At 43.3% G+C, this 14,524-nt stretch carries 16 protein-coding genes; 10 read left to right on the top strand and 6 right to left on the bottom strand.

Annotated features, from left to right (window positions below; translation table 11 throughout):
• Positions 1-11: 11 nt before the first annotated feature.
• Both DIU38_RS35065 and DIU38_RS35060 read right to left on the bottom strand, forming a co-directional pair.
• The gene (locus DIU38_RS35065) at positions 12-404 is read right to left on the bottom strand and encodes an acyl-CoA dehydrogenase family protein (RefSeq protein WP_244311289.1); all 393 of its coding nucleotides are present in this window, start codon (positions 402-404) and stop codon (positions 12-14) included.
• A gap of 64 nt (positions 405-468) precedes the next feature.
• Positions 469-1,119 carry an acyl-CoA dehydrogenase family protein gene (locus DIU38_RS35060; protein ID WP_244311288.1) on the bottom strand — a complete coding sequence of 217 codons (651 nt, stop codon included), beginning with the start codon at positions 1,117-1,119 and terminating at the stop codon, positions 469-471.
• 308 nt (positions 1,120-1,427) lie between these two features.
• Here DIU38_RS35060 and folB point away from each other — a divergent pair, with 308 nt between their 5' ends.
• Both folB and DIU38_RS11480 read left to right on the top strand, forming a co-directional pair.
• Positions 1,428-1,787 carry a dihydroneopterin aldolase gene (gene folB, locus DIU38_RS11485; protein ID WP_090526249.1) on the top strand — a complete coding sequence of 120 codons (360 nt, stop codon included), beginning with the start codon at positions 1,428-1,430 and terminating at the stop codon, positions 1,785-1,787.
• Positions 1,788-1,789: 2 nt separating this feature from the next.
• Entirely contained in the window at positions 1,790-3,187 is a 1,398-nt protein-coding gene (locus tag DIU38_RS11480; protein WP_112656975.1) for an FAD-binding oxidoreductase, read from the top strand.
• Between the two features lie 147 nt (positions 3,188-3,334).
• Here DIU38_RS11480 and DIU38_RS11475 read toward each other — a convergent pair whose 3' ends face one another.
• A complete protein-coding gene (locus DIU38_RS11475) occupies positions 3,335-3,781 on the bottom strand; it encodes an acyl-CoA thioesterase (protein ID WP_112656973.1) in 447 nt (148 codons plus the stop codon).
• Between the two features lie 136 nt (positions 3,782-3,917).
• On the opposite strand from DIU38_RS11475, the gene DIU38_RS11470 reads away from it, so the two are divergent.
• From DIU38_RS11470 to DIU38_RS11460, 3 genes are all read left to right on the top strand, one after another.
• A complete protein-coding gene (locus tag DIU38_RS11470; RefSeq protein ID WP_112656971.1) occupies positions 3,918-4,358 on the top strand; it encodes an Hsp20/alpha crystallin family protein in 441 nt (146 codons plus the stop codon).
• A gap of 314 nt (positions 4,359-4,672) precedes the next feature.
• Positions 4,673-5,434 (top strand): SDR family NAD(P)-dependent oxidoreductase, encoded by a 762-nt coding sequence (locus DIU38_RS11465; RefSeq protein WP_112656969.1) that lies wholly within the window; start codon positions 4,673-4,675, stop codon positions 5,432-5,434.
• A 78-nt stretch (positions 5,435-5,512) separates the two neighbouring features.
• On the top strand, positions 5,513-6,430 hold the full coding sequence (locus DIU38_RS11460) for a helix-turn-helix domain-containing protein (protein WP_112656967.1): 918 nt from the start codon (positions 5,513-5,515) through the stop codon (positions 6,428-6,430).
• Between the two features lie 468 nt (positions 6,431-6,898).
• Here the strand turns inward: DIU38_RS11460 and DIU38_RS11455 are convergent, their stop codons facing one another.
• Entirely contained in the window at positions 6,899-7,693 is a 795-nt protein-coding gene (locus DIU38_RS11455) for an AraC family transcriptional regulator (protein ID WP_208057843.1), read from the bottom strand.
• 108 nt (positions 7,694-7,801) lie between these two features.
• Here DIU38_RS11455 and DIU38_RS11450 point away from each other — a divergent pair, with 108 nt between their 5' ends.
• The 5 genes from DIU38_RS11450 (at position 7,802) to DIU38_RS32995 (ending at position 12,406) form a co-directional block, all read left to right on the top strand.
• The gene (locus DIU38_RS11450) at positions 7,802-9,121 is read left to right on the top strand and encodes a TolC family protein (RefSeq protein WP_112656965.1); all 1,320 of its coding nucleotides are present in this window, start codon (positions 7,802-7,804) and stop codon (positions 9,119-9,121) included.
• Between the two features lie 193 nt (positions 9,122-9,314).
• Positions 9,315-10,190 (top strand): HlyD family secretion protein, encoded by an 876-nt coding sequence (locus DIU38_RS11445; RefSeq protein WP_456152471.1) that lies wholly within the window; start codon positions 9,315-9,317, stop codon positions 10,188-10,190.
• On the top strand, positions 10,183-11,772 hold the full coding sequence (locus DIU38_RS11440; RefSeq protein ID WP_112656961.1) for an MFS transporter: 1,590 nt from the start codon (positions 10,183-10,185) through the stop codon (positions 11,770-11,772). Before DIU38_RS11445 ends, DIU38_RS11440 begins: the two co-directional genes overlap by 8 nt.
• Before the next feature lie 26 nt (positions 11,773-11,798).
• Positions 11,799-12,206: a hypothetical protein gene (locus DIU38_RS11435; protein WP_112656959.1), complete on the top strand. Its 408-nt coding sequence runs from the start codon at positions 11,799-11,801 to the stop codon at positions 12,204-12,206.
• A gap of 32 nt (positions 12,207-12,238) precedes the next feature.
• On the top strand, positions 12,239-12,406 hold the full coding sequence (locus DIU38_RS32995) for a hypothetical protein (protein ID WP_167516148.1): 168 nt from the start codon (positions 12,239-12,241) through the stop codon (positions 12,404-12,406).
• Between the two features lie 656 nt (positions 12,407-13,062).
• Here DIU38_RS32995 and DIU38_RS11430 read toward each other — a convergent pair.
• Positions 13,063-13,953, bottom strand: a complete 891-nt coding sequence (locus DIU38_RS11430) for a helix-turn-helix domain-containing protein (RefSeq protein WP_112656957.1) — start codon at positions 13,951-13,953, stop codon at positions 13,063-13,065.
• A 20-nt stretch (positions 13,954-13,973) separates the two neighbouring features.
• A complete protein-coding gene (locus tag DIU38_RS11425) occupies positions 13,974-14,516 on the bottom strand; it encodes a DUF1569 domain-containing protein (RefSeq protein ID WP_112656955.1) in 543 nt (180 codons plus the stop codon).
• Positions 14,517-14,524: the final 8 nt, after the last annotated feature.

Here is a 14,524-nt window from a genome sequence, read left to right as displayed (position 1 = left end):
TAGATTATCTATTACTTAAAAGCGTCGAGTCCGGTAACATCCATCCCGGTAATAAGCAGGTGAATGTCATGTGTCCCTTCATAAGTTATTACCGATTCAAGGTTCATCATGTGGCGCATAATAGGGTACTCGCCGGTAATACCCATACCGCCAAGCATTTGCCGGGCTTCACGGGCTATAGTAATGGCTGTTTCAACACTGTTTCGTTTAGCCATTGATATTTGGGCAGGGGTAGCCCTGTTTTCATTTTTAAGTACCCCAAGACGCCAAACTAACAGCTGCCCTTTGGTGATTTCAGTTATCATTTCGGCCAGTTTTTTTTGCTGAAGCTGAAATCCAGCTATCGGCCGGCCAAACTGCTCACGTTCTTTGGTGTATCGGAGGGCTGTGTCGTAACAATCCATCGCAGCACCTAATGCACCCAGGCAATACCGTAACGGGCCTGGTTTAAACAACCCAGCGGGCCTTTTATACCGCTACGTTGGGCAGCAGATTCTCTTTTGGAACTTTAACATGATCAAAAACAAGCTCACCGGTTGCCGATGCCCTTAACGACCATTTATTATGGGTTGTAGGTGTGGTGAAACCTTCCATGCCGCGCTCGACTATCAGCCCGCGAATTTTACCAGCTTCATCCTTAGCCCAAACAACGGCAATATCAGCAAAAGGCGAATTGGAGATCCACATTTTAGCGCCATTAAGTATATAATGGTCGCCGGCATCTTTAATGTTGGTCGTCATGCCACCAGGGTTTGAGCCATGATCGGGCTCGGTAAGGCCAAAGCATCCCATTAATTCACCACTCGCCAGCTTAGGAAGATATTTTTTACGCTGTTCTTCACTGCCGTAGGCATAAATGGGATACATCACCAGCGAACCCTGAACAGATGCTGTTGAACGGATGCCAGAATCGCCGCGCTCTAATTCCTGCATGATGATGCCGTAAGCAGTATAATCTAAGCCCGCTCCGCCATATTCTACTGGTATAGTAGGCCCAAAAGCACCTATTTCGGCAAGGCCTTTTAACAGTTGCGAAGGGAACTCAGCTTTTTGAGCGTACTCTTCAATAATGGGGCTCAATTCCTTCTTCACCCAATCACGAACTGATGAGCGGATCAACTTATGCTCATCGGTTAGTAACTCATCTAATAAATAGTAATCGGGGCTTCGTACAGATCTGTTTTGGCCATAAAATTATAGTTGGTGGGCAAATATAAAGCATTAATCGCCGGTAAAAGCAAGCCAAAAACGCTGTTTTTTGATATTCGAAGCCACTTTATGATAAAAAGTAGGTTTAAACGGTTTAAAACATGTTTTTGATTGTAAAATATTTTTTGAGCTGCTGGAAATCAGCCGAAATAAAAATATTTTTAAAAGTCTTTCTATAGAGAGTGAGATTTAGAGAGGGCTTTTTTTTATTTTTGGCCATGATCAATATAGCCTTACAGGGCGCGGAGTTTTTCGCGTACCACGGATTTTATCCCGAAGAACAAAAAATAGGTTGCCGTTTTTTAGTTGATGTGAATGTTGGTTTTGTGCCTCCCGGCGATTTGCTGGAAGATAATCTAAGTAAAACTGTTGATTATGAACGTGTGTATATTATAACATGCGAAGAGATGAAACAACCACGTAAATTGATTGAAACCGTTGGTCAGGCAATTATTGATCGTATAAAAAAGAAATACCCGTTTGTTGAAAGTATTGAGGTTACCATTAAAAAACTTACTCCGCCCTTAAGCGGTAAGGTAGCGCATTCGGCTGTTATTATAAATTACAAGAAATCCTGATCATGGAATTCAATAAAATATCGGCTCAAATATTAGAGGCCATAACCGCAATTGTTGGCACCGGTAATGTTTTAACCGGCCAAGAAAGCCTCGAAAAGTACAGCCATGACGAAACCGAAGATCTTGTTTATTATCCGGAAGTTGTAGCGCGCCCGCAAACACCCGAAGAGGTTGCTGCATTGTTGAAAATCTGTAACGAAAACCTGATCCCCGTAACGCCGCGCGGAGCGGGTACTGGCTTAAGCGGTGGCGCCCTTCCGGTTAATGGCGGTTTGCTGATAGCCATGGAGCGTTTTAATAAAATCCTTGAAATTGATGAACAAAACCTGCAAGCTACCGTTGAACCCGGCGTTATAACTGAAGAGTTCATGAACGCGGTGGCTGCAAGAGGCTTGTTGTACCCCGTTGATCCGGCCAGTAAAGGTAGTTGCTTTATTGGAGGCAACGTATCGCATGGTTCAGGCGGGCCGCGGGTTGTTAAATATGGAACCATCAGGGAGTATGTGCTGAACTTACAGATGGTTTTAACATCGGGCGAGATCATATGGACGGGTGCAAATACCCTTAAATATGCATCCGGTTATAATTTAACCCAATTGATGATTGGTTCGGAGGGCACCCTTGGCATTGTCACTAAAATTGTGGTGAAGCTTATTCCTGCTCCAACTTTAGATGCTTTGATGCTGGCCTCATTCCCAACCAATGAAGCTGCCTGTGCGGCGGTTTCAGCAATATTCAGAGCTGGTATTATTCCGTCGGCGCTGGAATTTATGGAGCGAAGAGGAGTGGAGTGGGTTAGGGAGCATGATGATATTGCTTTTGATTTGCAGGATGGTATTGAAGCGTTCTTATTGATTGAAGTAGATGGTACCAACCAGGACGTGATTTTTACCGATTGTGAAAAAATAAATGCAGTGCTTGAAGAGTTTGACTGCCACGATGTGTTGTTTGCCGATTCGACTGCTCAAAAGGAAGAGCTTTGGCGTTTAAGGCGTACCATGGCGGTATCGGTAAAGTCAAACTCGGTTTATAAAGAGGAAGATACTGTTGTACCCCGCGCCGCACTGCCACAGCTGATTAAGGGAATAAAAGAAACCGGAGCTAAATATGGCTTTGAATCAGTTTGTTATGGCCATGCAGGCGATGGAAACCTGCATGTAAATATCATTAAAGCCAACATGAGCGATGAAGACTGGAATAACAAGCTCAAATCAGGCATCCAGGAGATATTTGAATTAACCGTATTGCTTGGCGGCACCTTGTCTGGTGAGCACGGAATTGGCCTGGTGCAAAAAGAGTTTATGCCGATAAAATATTTGGAAGTGCATTTTGCGTTGTGGAAAGGAATAAAGCACGTGTTTGATCCCAAAGGGATTTTGAACCCGGGAAAGATATTTTAGATTTTAGATGTGCAGATTATGGATGTGCAAATATGCAGATTTCAAATGTGCAAATGCTTGAATTAGATACGTAAGCTCCATTTGCATATTTGAAATCTGCGCAATACAAGCTTTACCAGCACATTTGAAATTTGCACATCAATACAATTAATTCGTATTCAGAATTAACCTCGGTTCGTCATAATCGATCATCCTGTGCCTTTCGGGCGATGGAATAGAAACAGATTTATTGGCCGAGTAATCGTAGCTGATACAAACCGTTTTGCCGGTTGTTACAATTTCTTCGCCATTGGGGGTTATTTTTACCAATACATGCATCATATCAAAACTGCTGTTGCCTATACGGATGGTACGTACATAGCAGGCAATATTATCCTGAACAGTAATAGGCTTAAGGTAGTTGATTTCCGACCGGCCCAGAATAATGCCGGTATTGCTCCAGTCCCAGTTGATAATTTCCTTCCAATAACCAATCCGGGCTATTTCAAAATAGGTAAGATAAACGGCGTTGTTTACATGTCCAAATGAATCGATATCCGAAAAGCGGATAGGGATAAGGGTTTTATATTTATAATCTGTAAGTTTTTCAGCCATTTTCGGTCATTTTGTCTGCCTAAAATATTTAATAGTGACTTTTTGTCGTTTGATATAGGCGGTTTTGCTGTTGGTACAGCAGTTGATCAATAGGTTACGAAGTTAACAAAAAACAAAACTTTAGGAGGATATAAAAATGACATTAGTAAAATTTAACAACGGCCTTAAAAACACTTCAGCTAACCCATTTTTTAGCGATGTATTTGATTCACTGATCAATGATTCATTTTTAAGTGATAAACTGATTGCCCGTGTGCCTGCAGTTAACGTCGCAGAAACCGAAAATGAGTTTCATGTTGAACTGGCTGTACCTGGCTTAAAGAAAGAGGATTTTAAAATCAATCTTGACAAAAATGTATTAAGCGTAGCTGCAGAAAAGAAAACCGAAAATGTTGAAGAGGGTAAAAAATTCAGCAAACGTGAATATAGCTACAATTCATTTGTAAGGTCATTCACATTGCCTGAAAGTGCCGATCAATCAAAAATTGAAGCAGATTATACCGATGGTATCCTGAAGCTTACTGTAGCAAAAAGAGAAGAAGCTAAATTTCAAACAAGAGAAATAGCTGTTAAATAATTAAAGACTGTTTTCATAAAGTAGTTAGTTTGGTTTGAAGGCCGCCCTGTTATGGGGCGGTTTTTTTTTGCAAAATAACCGAGCTGTAGTTGTAAGATATTTTAACTAATGACTTAGTAGTTAAATTAAATAAAGACCATCCAAAGAGATGACCGTAGATTGTAATTCCAGTTTGATCGGAATGGCGTCAGGGCAATGTCTTAGGATAGGTAGCCCTTTTAATAAAAGAATAATTTGGTTAGGAATATCCTTGATTTGGTTTAAACGGTGCAGATCGTAATACAGACCTTTGTTCTATTAATATAATTAAGCAAATGGAAAGTCAAGATCATAATCAACTGATCGCGCTGATAACGGGCGCTAATCAGGGTGTAGGGAATGAAATTGCTAAAGCACTTGCCGCTAACGGCTATATTGTTTATTTGGGTTCCCGTAGCCTGGCGAACGGCAAAAAGGCAGCCGCCGAGATTGGCGATAATGCAAAAGCGGTTCAACTGGATGTTACACAGCAGGAAAGTATCAATGCGGCGGTAGCTAAAATAACTAGTGAATATGGACGCCTGGACCTGCTGGTGAATAACGCAGGTATCTCTCACGCAGGAACATCTCCCAAAAACCCGGAAGAGTTAATGGCCACCGGCCGTGCCGTTAACGTATCGCTGGATGAGGTACGCGCTGTTTGGGAAACCAACGTTTTCGGTGTGATCGCTGTAACCCAGAAAGCGTTGCCCTTACTGCGAAAATCGGCAGCAGCGCGCATCGTTAACGTATCCAGCGGCCTTGGCTCCCTTACCTGGATCTCCGATCCGGAATGCTGGGCACGTGAACATTTCGGCATCGTCTACGCTGCATCTAAGACTGCTTTAAATGCGGTAACCCTGGCTTTTGCCTTAGAGCTGGAGAAAGAGGGGATCAAGGTAAATGCGACCAGCCCAGGTTACACAGCTACTGCGCTCAATAATTTCCAGGGAACAGATAGTCTGGAAGTAGGTTCGCGTGAGCCAGTACGCGTCGCACTCGAAACAGGTGGCCCGACAGGCGGATTTACCGGCCCGGAAGGAAAACTGCCCTGGTAATTCGATTAATCGCTATTACCTGACGCTTAAATGACCGGCGGCTGAGGTTGTTGCCGGTCATATTAAGTAATTTTAGCTATGAAAATAGAAAAGCCTAAAATCGCTAAAGTAGAATCGATTAAAGAGGTTCACCGTATGCTGAATCTGCCAGGGCCTAAGCATCCATTGATCACCTTGTTTGATACACGCGACGAACGGATCAATTTAAGCTGCTTACCGGTCAGTTACGTGACCTCTCTGTACAAGATATCCTTTATTGAAAAGCTGGGCGGCAAGTTTAGATACGGGCAGGGCTATTATGATTTTGACGAAGGCAGTATGGTATTCACCGCACCTAACCAGGTGGTTGGCAGCACAGCCGTATATAAAGGAAATGAAGGTTATTCGTTGATCTTTCATCAGGATTTTTTGCATGGTTTTCCCTTAGCTGCCAAGATCAGGCAGTATGGTTTTTTCTCATATTCATCAAACGAAGCGCTTCACCTTTCTGAACAGGAAAGAAAGACCGTTTCATCCATTTTTAAGATCATTGAAGAAGAGTTGAACAGCCGCATCGACGATTTCAGCCAGGAGGTGGTGATTGCGCAGATCGAATTGCTTTTGACGTACGCCAAACGCTTTTACAAACGTCAGTTCCTGACAAGACAGGCCGCCACCAGCGATCTGCTTCAGCAGTTCGAAGCGGCACTCAACTGTTATTTCCAAAAAGAAATGCCAACAAAAAAAGGGCTGCCCACCGTTCAGCACCTGGCGGATCGATTAAACTACACTCCAAATTACCTGAGTGATATGTTGCGCTCACTTACCGGGCTTAGCGCACAACAGCACATCCAGGAGCAACTGATCGAGAGATCTAAAGAATTACTTGCGACATCCACATTGAGCATTAGCCAGGTCGCCTATCGATTAGGATTCGGGCATCCGCAATCGTTTAGCCGCCTTTTTAAGACCAAAACGCAGCTGTCGCCTGCTCAATTCAAATCTTCATTGAATTGATTAAACTTACTATCTATTAGCTAAGTCACCGAAAATTTCCATACATAGGCGCGGGCAGGAATTTACTTTTGCCCGTGCAAATTTGAACGGTCACGGTGTATCCGGGTTAAGGAAAATTACATGAACGGTTTTTGCGTAAGCGAAATACTGGCTGATCAGAGCTGGCCTTGGGTTTGTTCGCCGTGGATGCTAAGCAAGACCGGCAGTATTTCAGACTAAGAGTTGCTCAAAAGGTTGACCAAATTGCACCAAAACTTAATTGTTTTAATGGTTTCGTCGGACGGGGCCAGCGCCCCAGACCTTTGTATGGGGTTAAATGAAGACAAGGGTTTAATGATATCTATTTTATGACAGGTGGATTTAAGACAGCCAGGTAGAGATTGGATATTCTACCATGGAGGTGCAAAGCGTACGGGTGTATAGGTAAGCGGTAGCGGGAGAGCTTGACCGTTCCGCTGACTTTTCAGATCAACGCCTCCGCAAGTCAGACGGACGTGATGAGGTGAAAGCATAAAATGTATCACTAAATGATGCAACACTGGCATACCCCACTTCAAAAGCAATATCAGCGATAGGTTTTTGTGTTTTAACAATCATCTCTATCGCCGTTATCATACGCAGGCTCTTAACATATTGCAAAAACGAAATACGTAATTGCGACTGAAACAGGCGCGATAACGACCGCTCGCTCATGGCAAAATGTCCGCTTACATCAGCTATAACTAATTTTTCGCTTATATGGCTTTCTAAATAATTCATGATCTTTTGCATTAGCTCATGTTCAGTTTTGGGCAACATAATAGGCAACGACCTTTTGTTTAAGTCGGGCAGCATATTCTTCAGCGCTACCAGGAAATCGAAATTACGATCGCCAATGCCTATATGGAGTTCGTCCCAACGCTCGGTATAATTGATCATTTGGATCAGCAACTCGCTAGCCGGATAAATACCCAGTTTGCCATAAAATTCGTTCGCGTCGTCGTTGGTGGAATAAAAATAAAGTGACCTTAAAGCTGTTGCGAAAACACCCACCCGAAGTTCATGTATCAGGCCCTGCGGAATCCAGAAGTAGTGCCTTGCAGGCACTACATAGGTTTTGTTTTGTGTAGTGATGTAAGCCAGACCGCCCTCAACGTAGCTTAACTGGCCCTTGGTATGGGTATGAAAAGGGATTAACTTCTCTGATCTTTCATGCATCACAAAAACCGAATCCGGCTTATTATCAATTTCGGGGAGGGAAGCTATTAATCCAATCTTCGTCATTAGAATATCATCGCGATTCAAAGTTAATAAAAACTGGCCGGAATGATGAAAATATTGGCAACTTAGGCGAAAGCGAACAGTTGTGAGAGGCATATTTTTGCAACAAATATGTACTACAGTAAAATATTGATCGCATTTGCTGGTTTGTTAACCGCCAATAGCGCATATAGCCAGTCTAAAAACACTGCCTTCCTTACATTGCCGGACGCCTGGCGCAAAGCCGAACAAAACAGCAGGCAGATTGAGATTACCAGAAAAGCCAATTTGATTGCTGACGAGGAGATTAAGGACGCAATAATGGAACGGTTGCCCGAAGTAAGTTTGCTTGGCAGCATTGAAAAGGCAACCAATATGCCCATTTATGAAAATGGCCTTTTTTCTTCGCACACGCAGGAACACGAAATTATACACACATTATACAAAGCGGGGGCCGATTTTTATCTGAACCTTTATAATGGCAATAAGCTTAACCTTAAAATTGAAGAGAATAAGCTATTGTACCAGATTGCGGTTATCCATAATAACGAAGCGATCTCTGTCATCAGGTATAAAACGGCCGCGCTGTATCTTGATCTTCAAAAGGCCTTGGTCTTCAGGAAACTGATCATTAAGGATATTGCCGATCAGGAAAAACAATTGTTGGAGATAAAAGCCCTTCAAAAAAATGGGGTGGTCTTAAAAAGCGATGTGCTGCGTGTTGAACTGGATCTTTCCAGGCGTAAGATGGCTTTGGTAACCATAGAGAATGATATTCTTATCGCTACGCAGAAACTAAACATCATTATGGGCGAACCGGATGAAAGTGTGATCATCCCCACAGAGTTCGATTCAGTTGACGTGCCAGAATTGCCTTATGAAAAATACCTCGCCGACGCAATGGAACATTCCTTTGCGTACCATATTTCTGAAAAGCAAACGCAGGTTAGTAAACTGCATCTTAGCCAGGTAAAAGCCAACTACCAGCCAAAGGTTGGGCTTTACAGCGATTTTTCATACGCTAACCCGCAAATATTCCTATTTCCTTACAATCCTGCCTGGTACTCGCTTGGTGTTGCCGGTATCAGGGTTACTATGCCGCTATCGCAACTTTATCAAAACAGGCATAAAGTGAACTCGGCTAAACTGGAGCTTGATAAAGAAGAAACCACTCATAAAGACATTGAGGACAAAGTACGGCAACAGGTTAAAGAGGCTTACTTACGATATAAGGAATCGCTGGTGCAAATTGGTGTGGCCGAGGTTGATGTGGCCCATGCACAGGAAAATGCCCGCATTATTAAAAATACATATTTCAATCAAACTTCATTAATTACCGACTTGCTTGATGCCGATGTGCAGGTGCTGCAAACACGCTTTGAGCTGGCAACCGCACGTATTGTGGCCCAAAACAAATATTATCTACTTCTAAACATCACCGGCGTACTTTAACATAAAAAAAAAGCATATAGTAACAGATCGAATTATTACCAAGATAACCGGTTGGATAGCCGGCCTTACCATTATAGCCCTGGCTATTTGGGCCGTATTTACACTTTGGGAGTATCATGAGTATGAGCAAACTAATGACGCACAGGTACAGGAGTACGTAAACCCTGTTATATCGCGCGCGGGAGGTTTTATAGTGGCTGTAAAGTTTGAAGAGAACCAGCCGGTAAAAAAGGGAGATACCTTATTAATTATAGATAACCGGGAATACACTTTACAAGTTGCGCAGACCCGGGCAGCTATACAAAAAGCCGAGGCACAGTTAGAGGTATTAAAAAGTAACATACACACCACGCAAAAAACTGCCGGTTCTGCTAAAGCTCAAATTAAAGCAAGCGCTGCAAAAGTTTGGAAACAGCGGCTTGACTTTGAACGTTATTTGCGCCTTTATAAAGAGGAGTCAGCTACTAAACAACAGCTTGAAAATGTTCAGGCTACCCTGGATGTAAACAATAGCGATTTCCAGTCGGCAGAGGAAAACTACGGAGCCGCAGAATCAAAAATAGACGATATTATAGCAGAAAAGACGGTATTAAGGGCAGAAATTGCACGTTTAAAAGCTTTGCTTGACCGCAACATGCTTGATGTTGAATATACCGTTATCAGGGCTTCATATGATGGAAGAATGGGACGTCGTACGGTAGAGGTTGGTCAAATGATTAATGCTGGCGAAGTGCTGGCCTATATAGTTGATAACGAAACTGACAAATGGGTGATAGCCAATTACAAAGAAACCCAGATTGCCGGCATGCATATAGGTGATACCGTAAAATTTGTTGCCGACGCATTTCCGGACCAGGAGTTTAAGGGCACTATCATTTCATTGTCGCCCGCGACCGGTTCCAGCTTCTCGTTGCTGCCTCCGGATAACTCTACCGGTAACTATGTGAAAATTGTTCAGCGTGTGCCGGTACGCATCAGGGTCGATGCTGAAAAAAAGCAGCTGGCTATGCTTAGGGTGGGGATGAATGTTAATGTTTACGTCCCTAAAAAACAGCAGCGCCATGGATAGGGGTATTCCAATTTTTAAAAACGGGGTTCCGGGGTGGGCTATTAAGATCATCCTGTTTTCGCTTATCCTGCCCACGCTGGTGCTTTTTTTTCTGCCATTTGCAAACATTAATGCGGCAGCAGGCTATTATGGCAGCGAACCGGCAGATATACAATTTGCGGTAGCCTTGTTTTATGCCGGATATATAGCCTTTTACAGCCTTGAGCGGCGATTCTTTAACTTCCTGGCAGCAAAAGAATATTTTATCATTTTTACCATGTTGGAATTGCTGACAACACTGGTATGTTATTTAACCAATGATCTTTATATATTATTCCCTATCCGTTTTTTCCAGGGGATGTTGTTCTCCAGTACAGTAAATCTGTCTTTATCCCTCATGTTTACCCGCCTGCACAGCGAAAGGGCCCGCGAAATAAGCTTCTCGGTTTTTTTCGGAATGCTGATATGTATTCTGCCCTTTACCAATTTGGTTACCGCCGATTTGATAGACTCTTATAATTTTAACCTGGTTTACAAGGGCGCATTGTTCTCTTACCTGCCATGCCTGTGCCTTATCATGCTGTGTATGAATAACGTCAGGTTAAACGCCCGCTTTCATTTATACAAACTCGACTGGCAAAGTTTTGTGTTTTGGAGCATCATGCTCACTTTGTTGGGGTATATTAGTATTTATGGGCAGGAATATTATTGGTTGGATGATGCCCGCATTTACTATAGCGTTGCCGCTATGATAGTTAGCACGCTGATTTACATTGTACGCCAAAGAGGTTTAAAAAGACCATATCTGCATCTGGGTATATTTCGCTTTCGCAATTTTAAGTTCGCGGCCTTTCTCATCTTCGTACTTTATATATGTCGGTTTGCGGTTAATATCACCAATTCATTTTTTACAGGTGTGCTTAAGCTTGATCCTATTCACGTAGGCTATATAAACAGTTGCAATCTGGGTGGCCTCATAGTTGGTATTATAATTTCCGGTGCTATGATCCTGCAGAAAAAAAATATCAGGTTTATCTGGTTTCCGGGCTTTATATTATTGCTGGCTTTTCACGTCATTATGTTCTTTTTGTTTGCTACAGAGGCAAATGAAAACAACTTTTACGCTCCGCTTTTTATGCAGGGGATAGGCGTGGGGATGATCATGGTACCCACCATTGTGTATGCCATCTCTGCAGTGCCTGTTGCAATTGGCCCGTCAGCAACTTCGATATGTTCTACTATGGGGTATGTTGGCTTCTGTGTTAGTGCTGCAATCATCAATTTTTGCGAGCTCTACGAAAAAAGCCGGCATTACAATGCATTTCAGGACCATCTAACAAAAGTTGACCGGTTTGCATTACACACGCTGGCCACACGTGGGACCGAACTGTTGTCAAAGGGGCTTTCGTTAAAGCAAGCCGGTAAAGGCGCAAACAAGCAATTGGTAGGCGCCGTTAATCAGCAAATCCAAATCAGGTTCGCTATGGATTATTACGAGATGATGTCAATGATGTTGGTCGCAACCTTGCTGCTTATTGCTTTATTCCCTTATCTAAATCGTACAGCGGTTTACCTGCGTTCGCGCCGGCTTGTACCTGCATAATCTAATTACTTAATATTAAACAACAAATGAAATATATAACCCTGTTGGCTATTATCATCGTCAGTATAACTGCATGCCAAAAAGATAACCAAAACTTTAAATTAAAAACGGTTACCATAAATGCCTACACAAACAAAAACTCCGAATTACAGCATATTTACGTCAAGGTAGTTGACGCCGCAGATAATCAGCGAGTTATCGGTAAATCTGATTCGTATCCGTCAAATCTGCCATTGCCTGTTACGCTGGGTATAACTTCGAGCCTCAAACAAGCGCTATATAAACAAACATGTATAGTGCAGTTGTGGGCCGACTCTACAGGTTTGATTAGTTCGCAAAAAATGAATATGGATAGTTATAAAATCATCTTTCCGTTAGAGATGGATGTCAAAAATAAAGACATGGATGTTACGTTGTCAGGTAACTGGGACTAAGCATTAACAATAACCTATATTTATAAAAAACAATGAATACCATGATGTCTGATCCATCTGATGAGGCGATCGTATATTTTATATTTTCAACCAAGTATGGTGTTAAAGCCAATCTGATTAACGGGTACGACACGTTCAGCAAATCGCTTACCGAAGGATTGGTCAATGAGTTAAAAGAAAAACGCAACAAGAACATATAGCAAACCAATGTAAATTCGTTTTTCGGAACGGAGAAGTTCTGAATTTGGCATATGTTCTTATCCGGTTATCATCAAAAAGCTCTCTTATTTGCCTCTCAACTTTAAATATTACCAGTACTGTTACGCCAAAGTTGTTTGTTGTTTCAAACTACCTCCCAATCGCTTACTAAGCGCCTTAATTATCTCCATCCCTAATGAAGAGGTCCCGGTTAAATTAAAATCGGGAGGCAGCCCTTTGTCGTTGTCACTAATAAGTAAGGCGATGATTTTTGGTGCCGACAGCTTCGCATTAATAGTATTTCTCCTCCGGTTTTATTAAATGCATACTTGATACTATCGGTGCTGGTCTAAATTCTCTTAAAATTGATTTTTTGGTGCCCGCAATCATAGCAGGTGTAGAGATATCTAACTAAGGCGGTGATGTAGTCGGCCATAACAATAGTTGCTACAGTTCGTGCGTAATTACAACCATGCTCATATTTCCATCTCATACGGCCTAGTGATATTCGGTTAAAAAAAGATCTATGTTCTGGGCGACCTGATGTTCTGGCGCGCGCGCCGTGTAGATGAATAAGGTTTGATACGGAGGCGAATCGGCCGTCCAACTTGTAGATCCTGTTGAAAAAAGTGCGTTGAAGCAGTTCGGGCAATTGGCTTTAATTCAACAGCGTCTTTTTAAAATCTTTCGGAGTTTGGCCCACCTCTTTCCTGAACAGCCGGGAAAAGTAAGACATGTTCTCAAACCCGAGAGAATAGGCAATTTCTGAAACATGGTCGCCAGATTCCCGCAACCGGTTTTTAGCGATCGAGATGAGCGCAATATGGATCAGTTCCTGCGCGGTTTTCCCGGTCTCCAATTTCAGCGCATTACTGAGGTAACGTGGCGACATGTTTAGCTCGGCTGCGAGTGCGGATACTGAGGGCAGGCCCTCTTTCATCAATTTGTCCTGGCGGATGAAATCGTCGAGCAGCCTTTGGAAAGCCGAAACCGTTTTGCCGCTTAATTCCCGGCGGTTGATAAACTGCCGTTTATAAAAACGCTCAGCGTACTTCAATAAGGAATCGATATTGACCAGTATAATGTTCCGGCTAAACTCGTCCTGGTTATTATCGTATTCTGTATCGATCGATTCGAAGAGACGCATGATGATTTTTTCTTCTTTGGGCGCCAGGTGTAAGGCTTCATCCGCTTCATAGTCAAAAAAGGCATACCGCCCGATCTCGCGCTGCAGGGCGCTGCCCAGTAAAAAGTCTTCATGGAACAACAGGATATAGCCACCTTCTTCCAGCTCCAGGTTATTTATCTCGATAACCTGGCGGGGTTTCCAAAACACCATCGAGCCTTTTTCGTGATCGAAGCGCGTGCGCCCGTAAAGCCAGTGCCCGGCTTTGATATTTTTCAGGCCGATCATGTAAAAATCACAGGTGAATTCCCGGAAGTTCAGGACCAGGCCGGGCGTAATCTTCAGCAGGCTGAGCATGGGGTGCTCCGGTTCTGGCAGGCCATTCTCGCTGTGCATCTCGCTTAGTGAGCGGAAGTGTTTCATGAAGACTAATTTAAAAAAGATCAGGCACTATATTGTGTTAAATGATAATCAATATGGATGAGCACCAATTTACCCCATTGTCTGCGAGTCAGCCTGCCGAACAGGGGATGCGGCCCACAGGCTTCGGTTGGAGTGATCCAGGCTTTGTCCAGGATATCCAACAACAGCTTTTGCTCCTGCTCAAAATAAAATTGCTCGTAATGGGGTATCACAAAATTCAGGGGCATACGCAGTCCCCGCGGCTGCTCAGGAAAGAAGTCCACCAGTAACCATTTGAATAGCGTACGGCTGAGCCCATAACTCTCGTCCCAAAGGCTGAAATACCCCAATGCCCCGCCCGGCGAAAGGTTGAGGTGGTGCAACATCTTCGCAGCGGCCATCGTCCCCCACACCCGTTCAGATTTCGGGCTCAGGCCTTGCACCCGCCGCCGGATCTCCATCTGCTTTTGCGGGCTGTAAAACAGCAGCCCGTCTACCTGTGGCGTAATAATAGCTTTGGGCAGATAACGAAGTATGGCGATAACGGAAAGCCATAGTTCCTTGTTGATGAGGTTACGTTTCATTGCGTGCA

It is taken from the genome of Mucilaginibacter metallidurans (assembly GCF_003286435.2).
Lineage (GTDB): Bacteria > Bacteroidota > Bacteroidia > Sphingobacteriales > Sphingobacteriaceae > Mucilaginibacter > Mucilaginibacter gossypii.
This window is presented reverse-complemented; position numbering and strand designations above follow the sequence as displayed.

Coding starts and splice junctions, on each gene's coding strand:
- DIU38_RS11435 (WP_112656959.1), top strand. CDS start 11,799: ATGAAATATATAACCCTGTTGGCTATTATCATCGTCAGTATAACTGCA.
- DIU38_RS11450 (WP_112656965.1), top strand. CDS start 7,802: ATGTACTACAGTAAAATATTGATCGCATTTGCTGGTTTGTTAACCGCC.
- DIU38_RS35065 (WP_244311289.1), bottom strand. CDS start 404: ATGGATTGTTACGACACAGCCCTCCGATACACCAAAGAACGTGAGCAG.
- DIU38_RS11470 (WP_112656971.1), top strand. CDS start 3,918: ATGACATTAGTAAAATTTAACAACGGCCTTAAAAACACTTCAGCTAAC.
- DIU38_RS11460 (WP_112656967.1), top strand. CDS start 5,513: ATGAAAATAGAAAAGCCTAAAATCGCTAAAGTAGAATCGATTAAAGAG.
- DIU38_RS11480 (WP_112656975.1), top strand. CDS start 1,790: ATGGAATTCAATAAAATATCGGCTCAAATATTAGAGGCCATAACCGCA.
- DIU38_RS11465 (WP_112656969.1), top strand. CDS start 4,673: ATGGAAAGTCAAGATCATAATCAACTGATCGCGCTGATAACGGGCGCT.
- DIU38_RS11430 (WP_112656957.1), bottom strand. CDS start 13,953: ATGAAACACTTCCGCTCACTAAGCGAGATGCACAGCGAGAATGGCCTG.
- folB (WP_090526249.1), top strand. CDS start 1,428: ATGATCAATATAGCCTTACAGGGCGCGGAGTTTTTCGCGTACCACGGA.
- DIU38_RS11455 (WP_208057843.1), bottom strand. CDS start 7,693: ATGACGAAGATTGGATTAATAGCTTCCCTCCCCGAAATTGATAATAAG.
- DIU38_RS11475 (WP_112656973.1), bottom strand. CDS start 3,781: ATGGCTGAAAAACTTACAGATTATAAATATAAAACCCTTATCCCTATC.
- DIU38_RS11440 (WP_112656961.1), top strand. CDS start 10,183: ATGGATAGGGGTATTCCAATTTTTAAAAACGGGGTTCCGGGGTGGGCT.
- DIU38_RS32995 (WP_167516148.1), top strand. CDS start 12,239: ATGAATACCATGATGTCTGATCCATCTGATGAGGCGATCGTATATTTT.
- DIU38_RS11425 (WP_112656955.1), bottom strand. CDS start 14,516: ATGAAACGTAACCTCATCAACAAGGAACTATGGCTTTCCGTTATCGCC.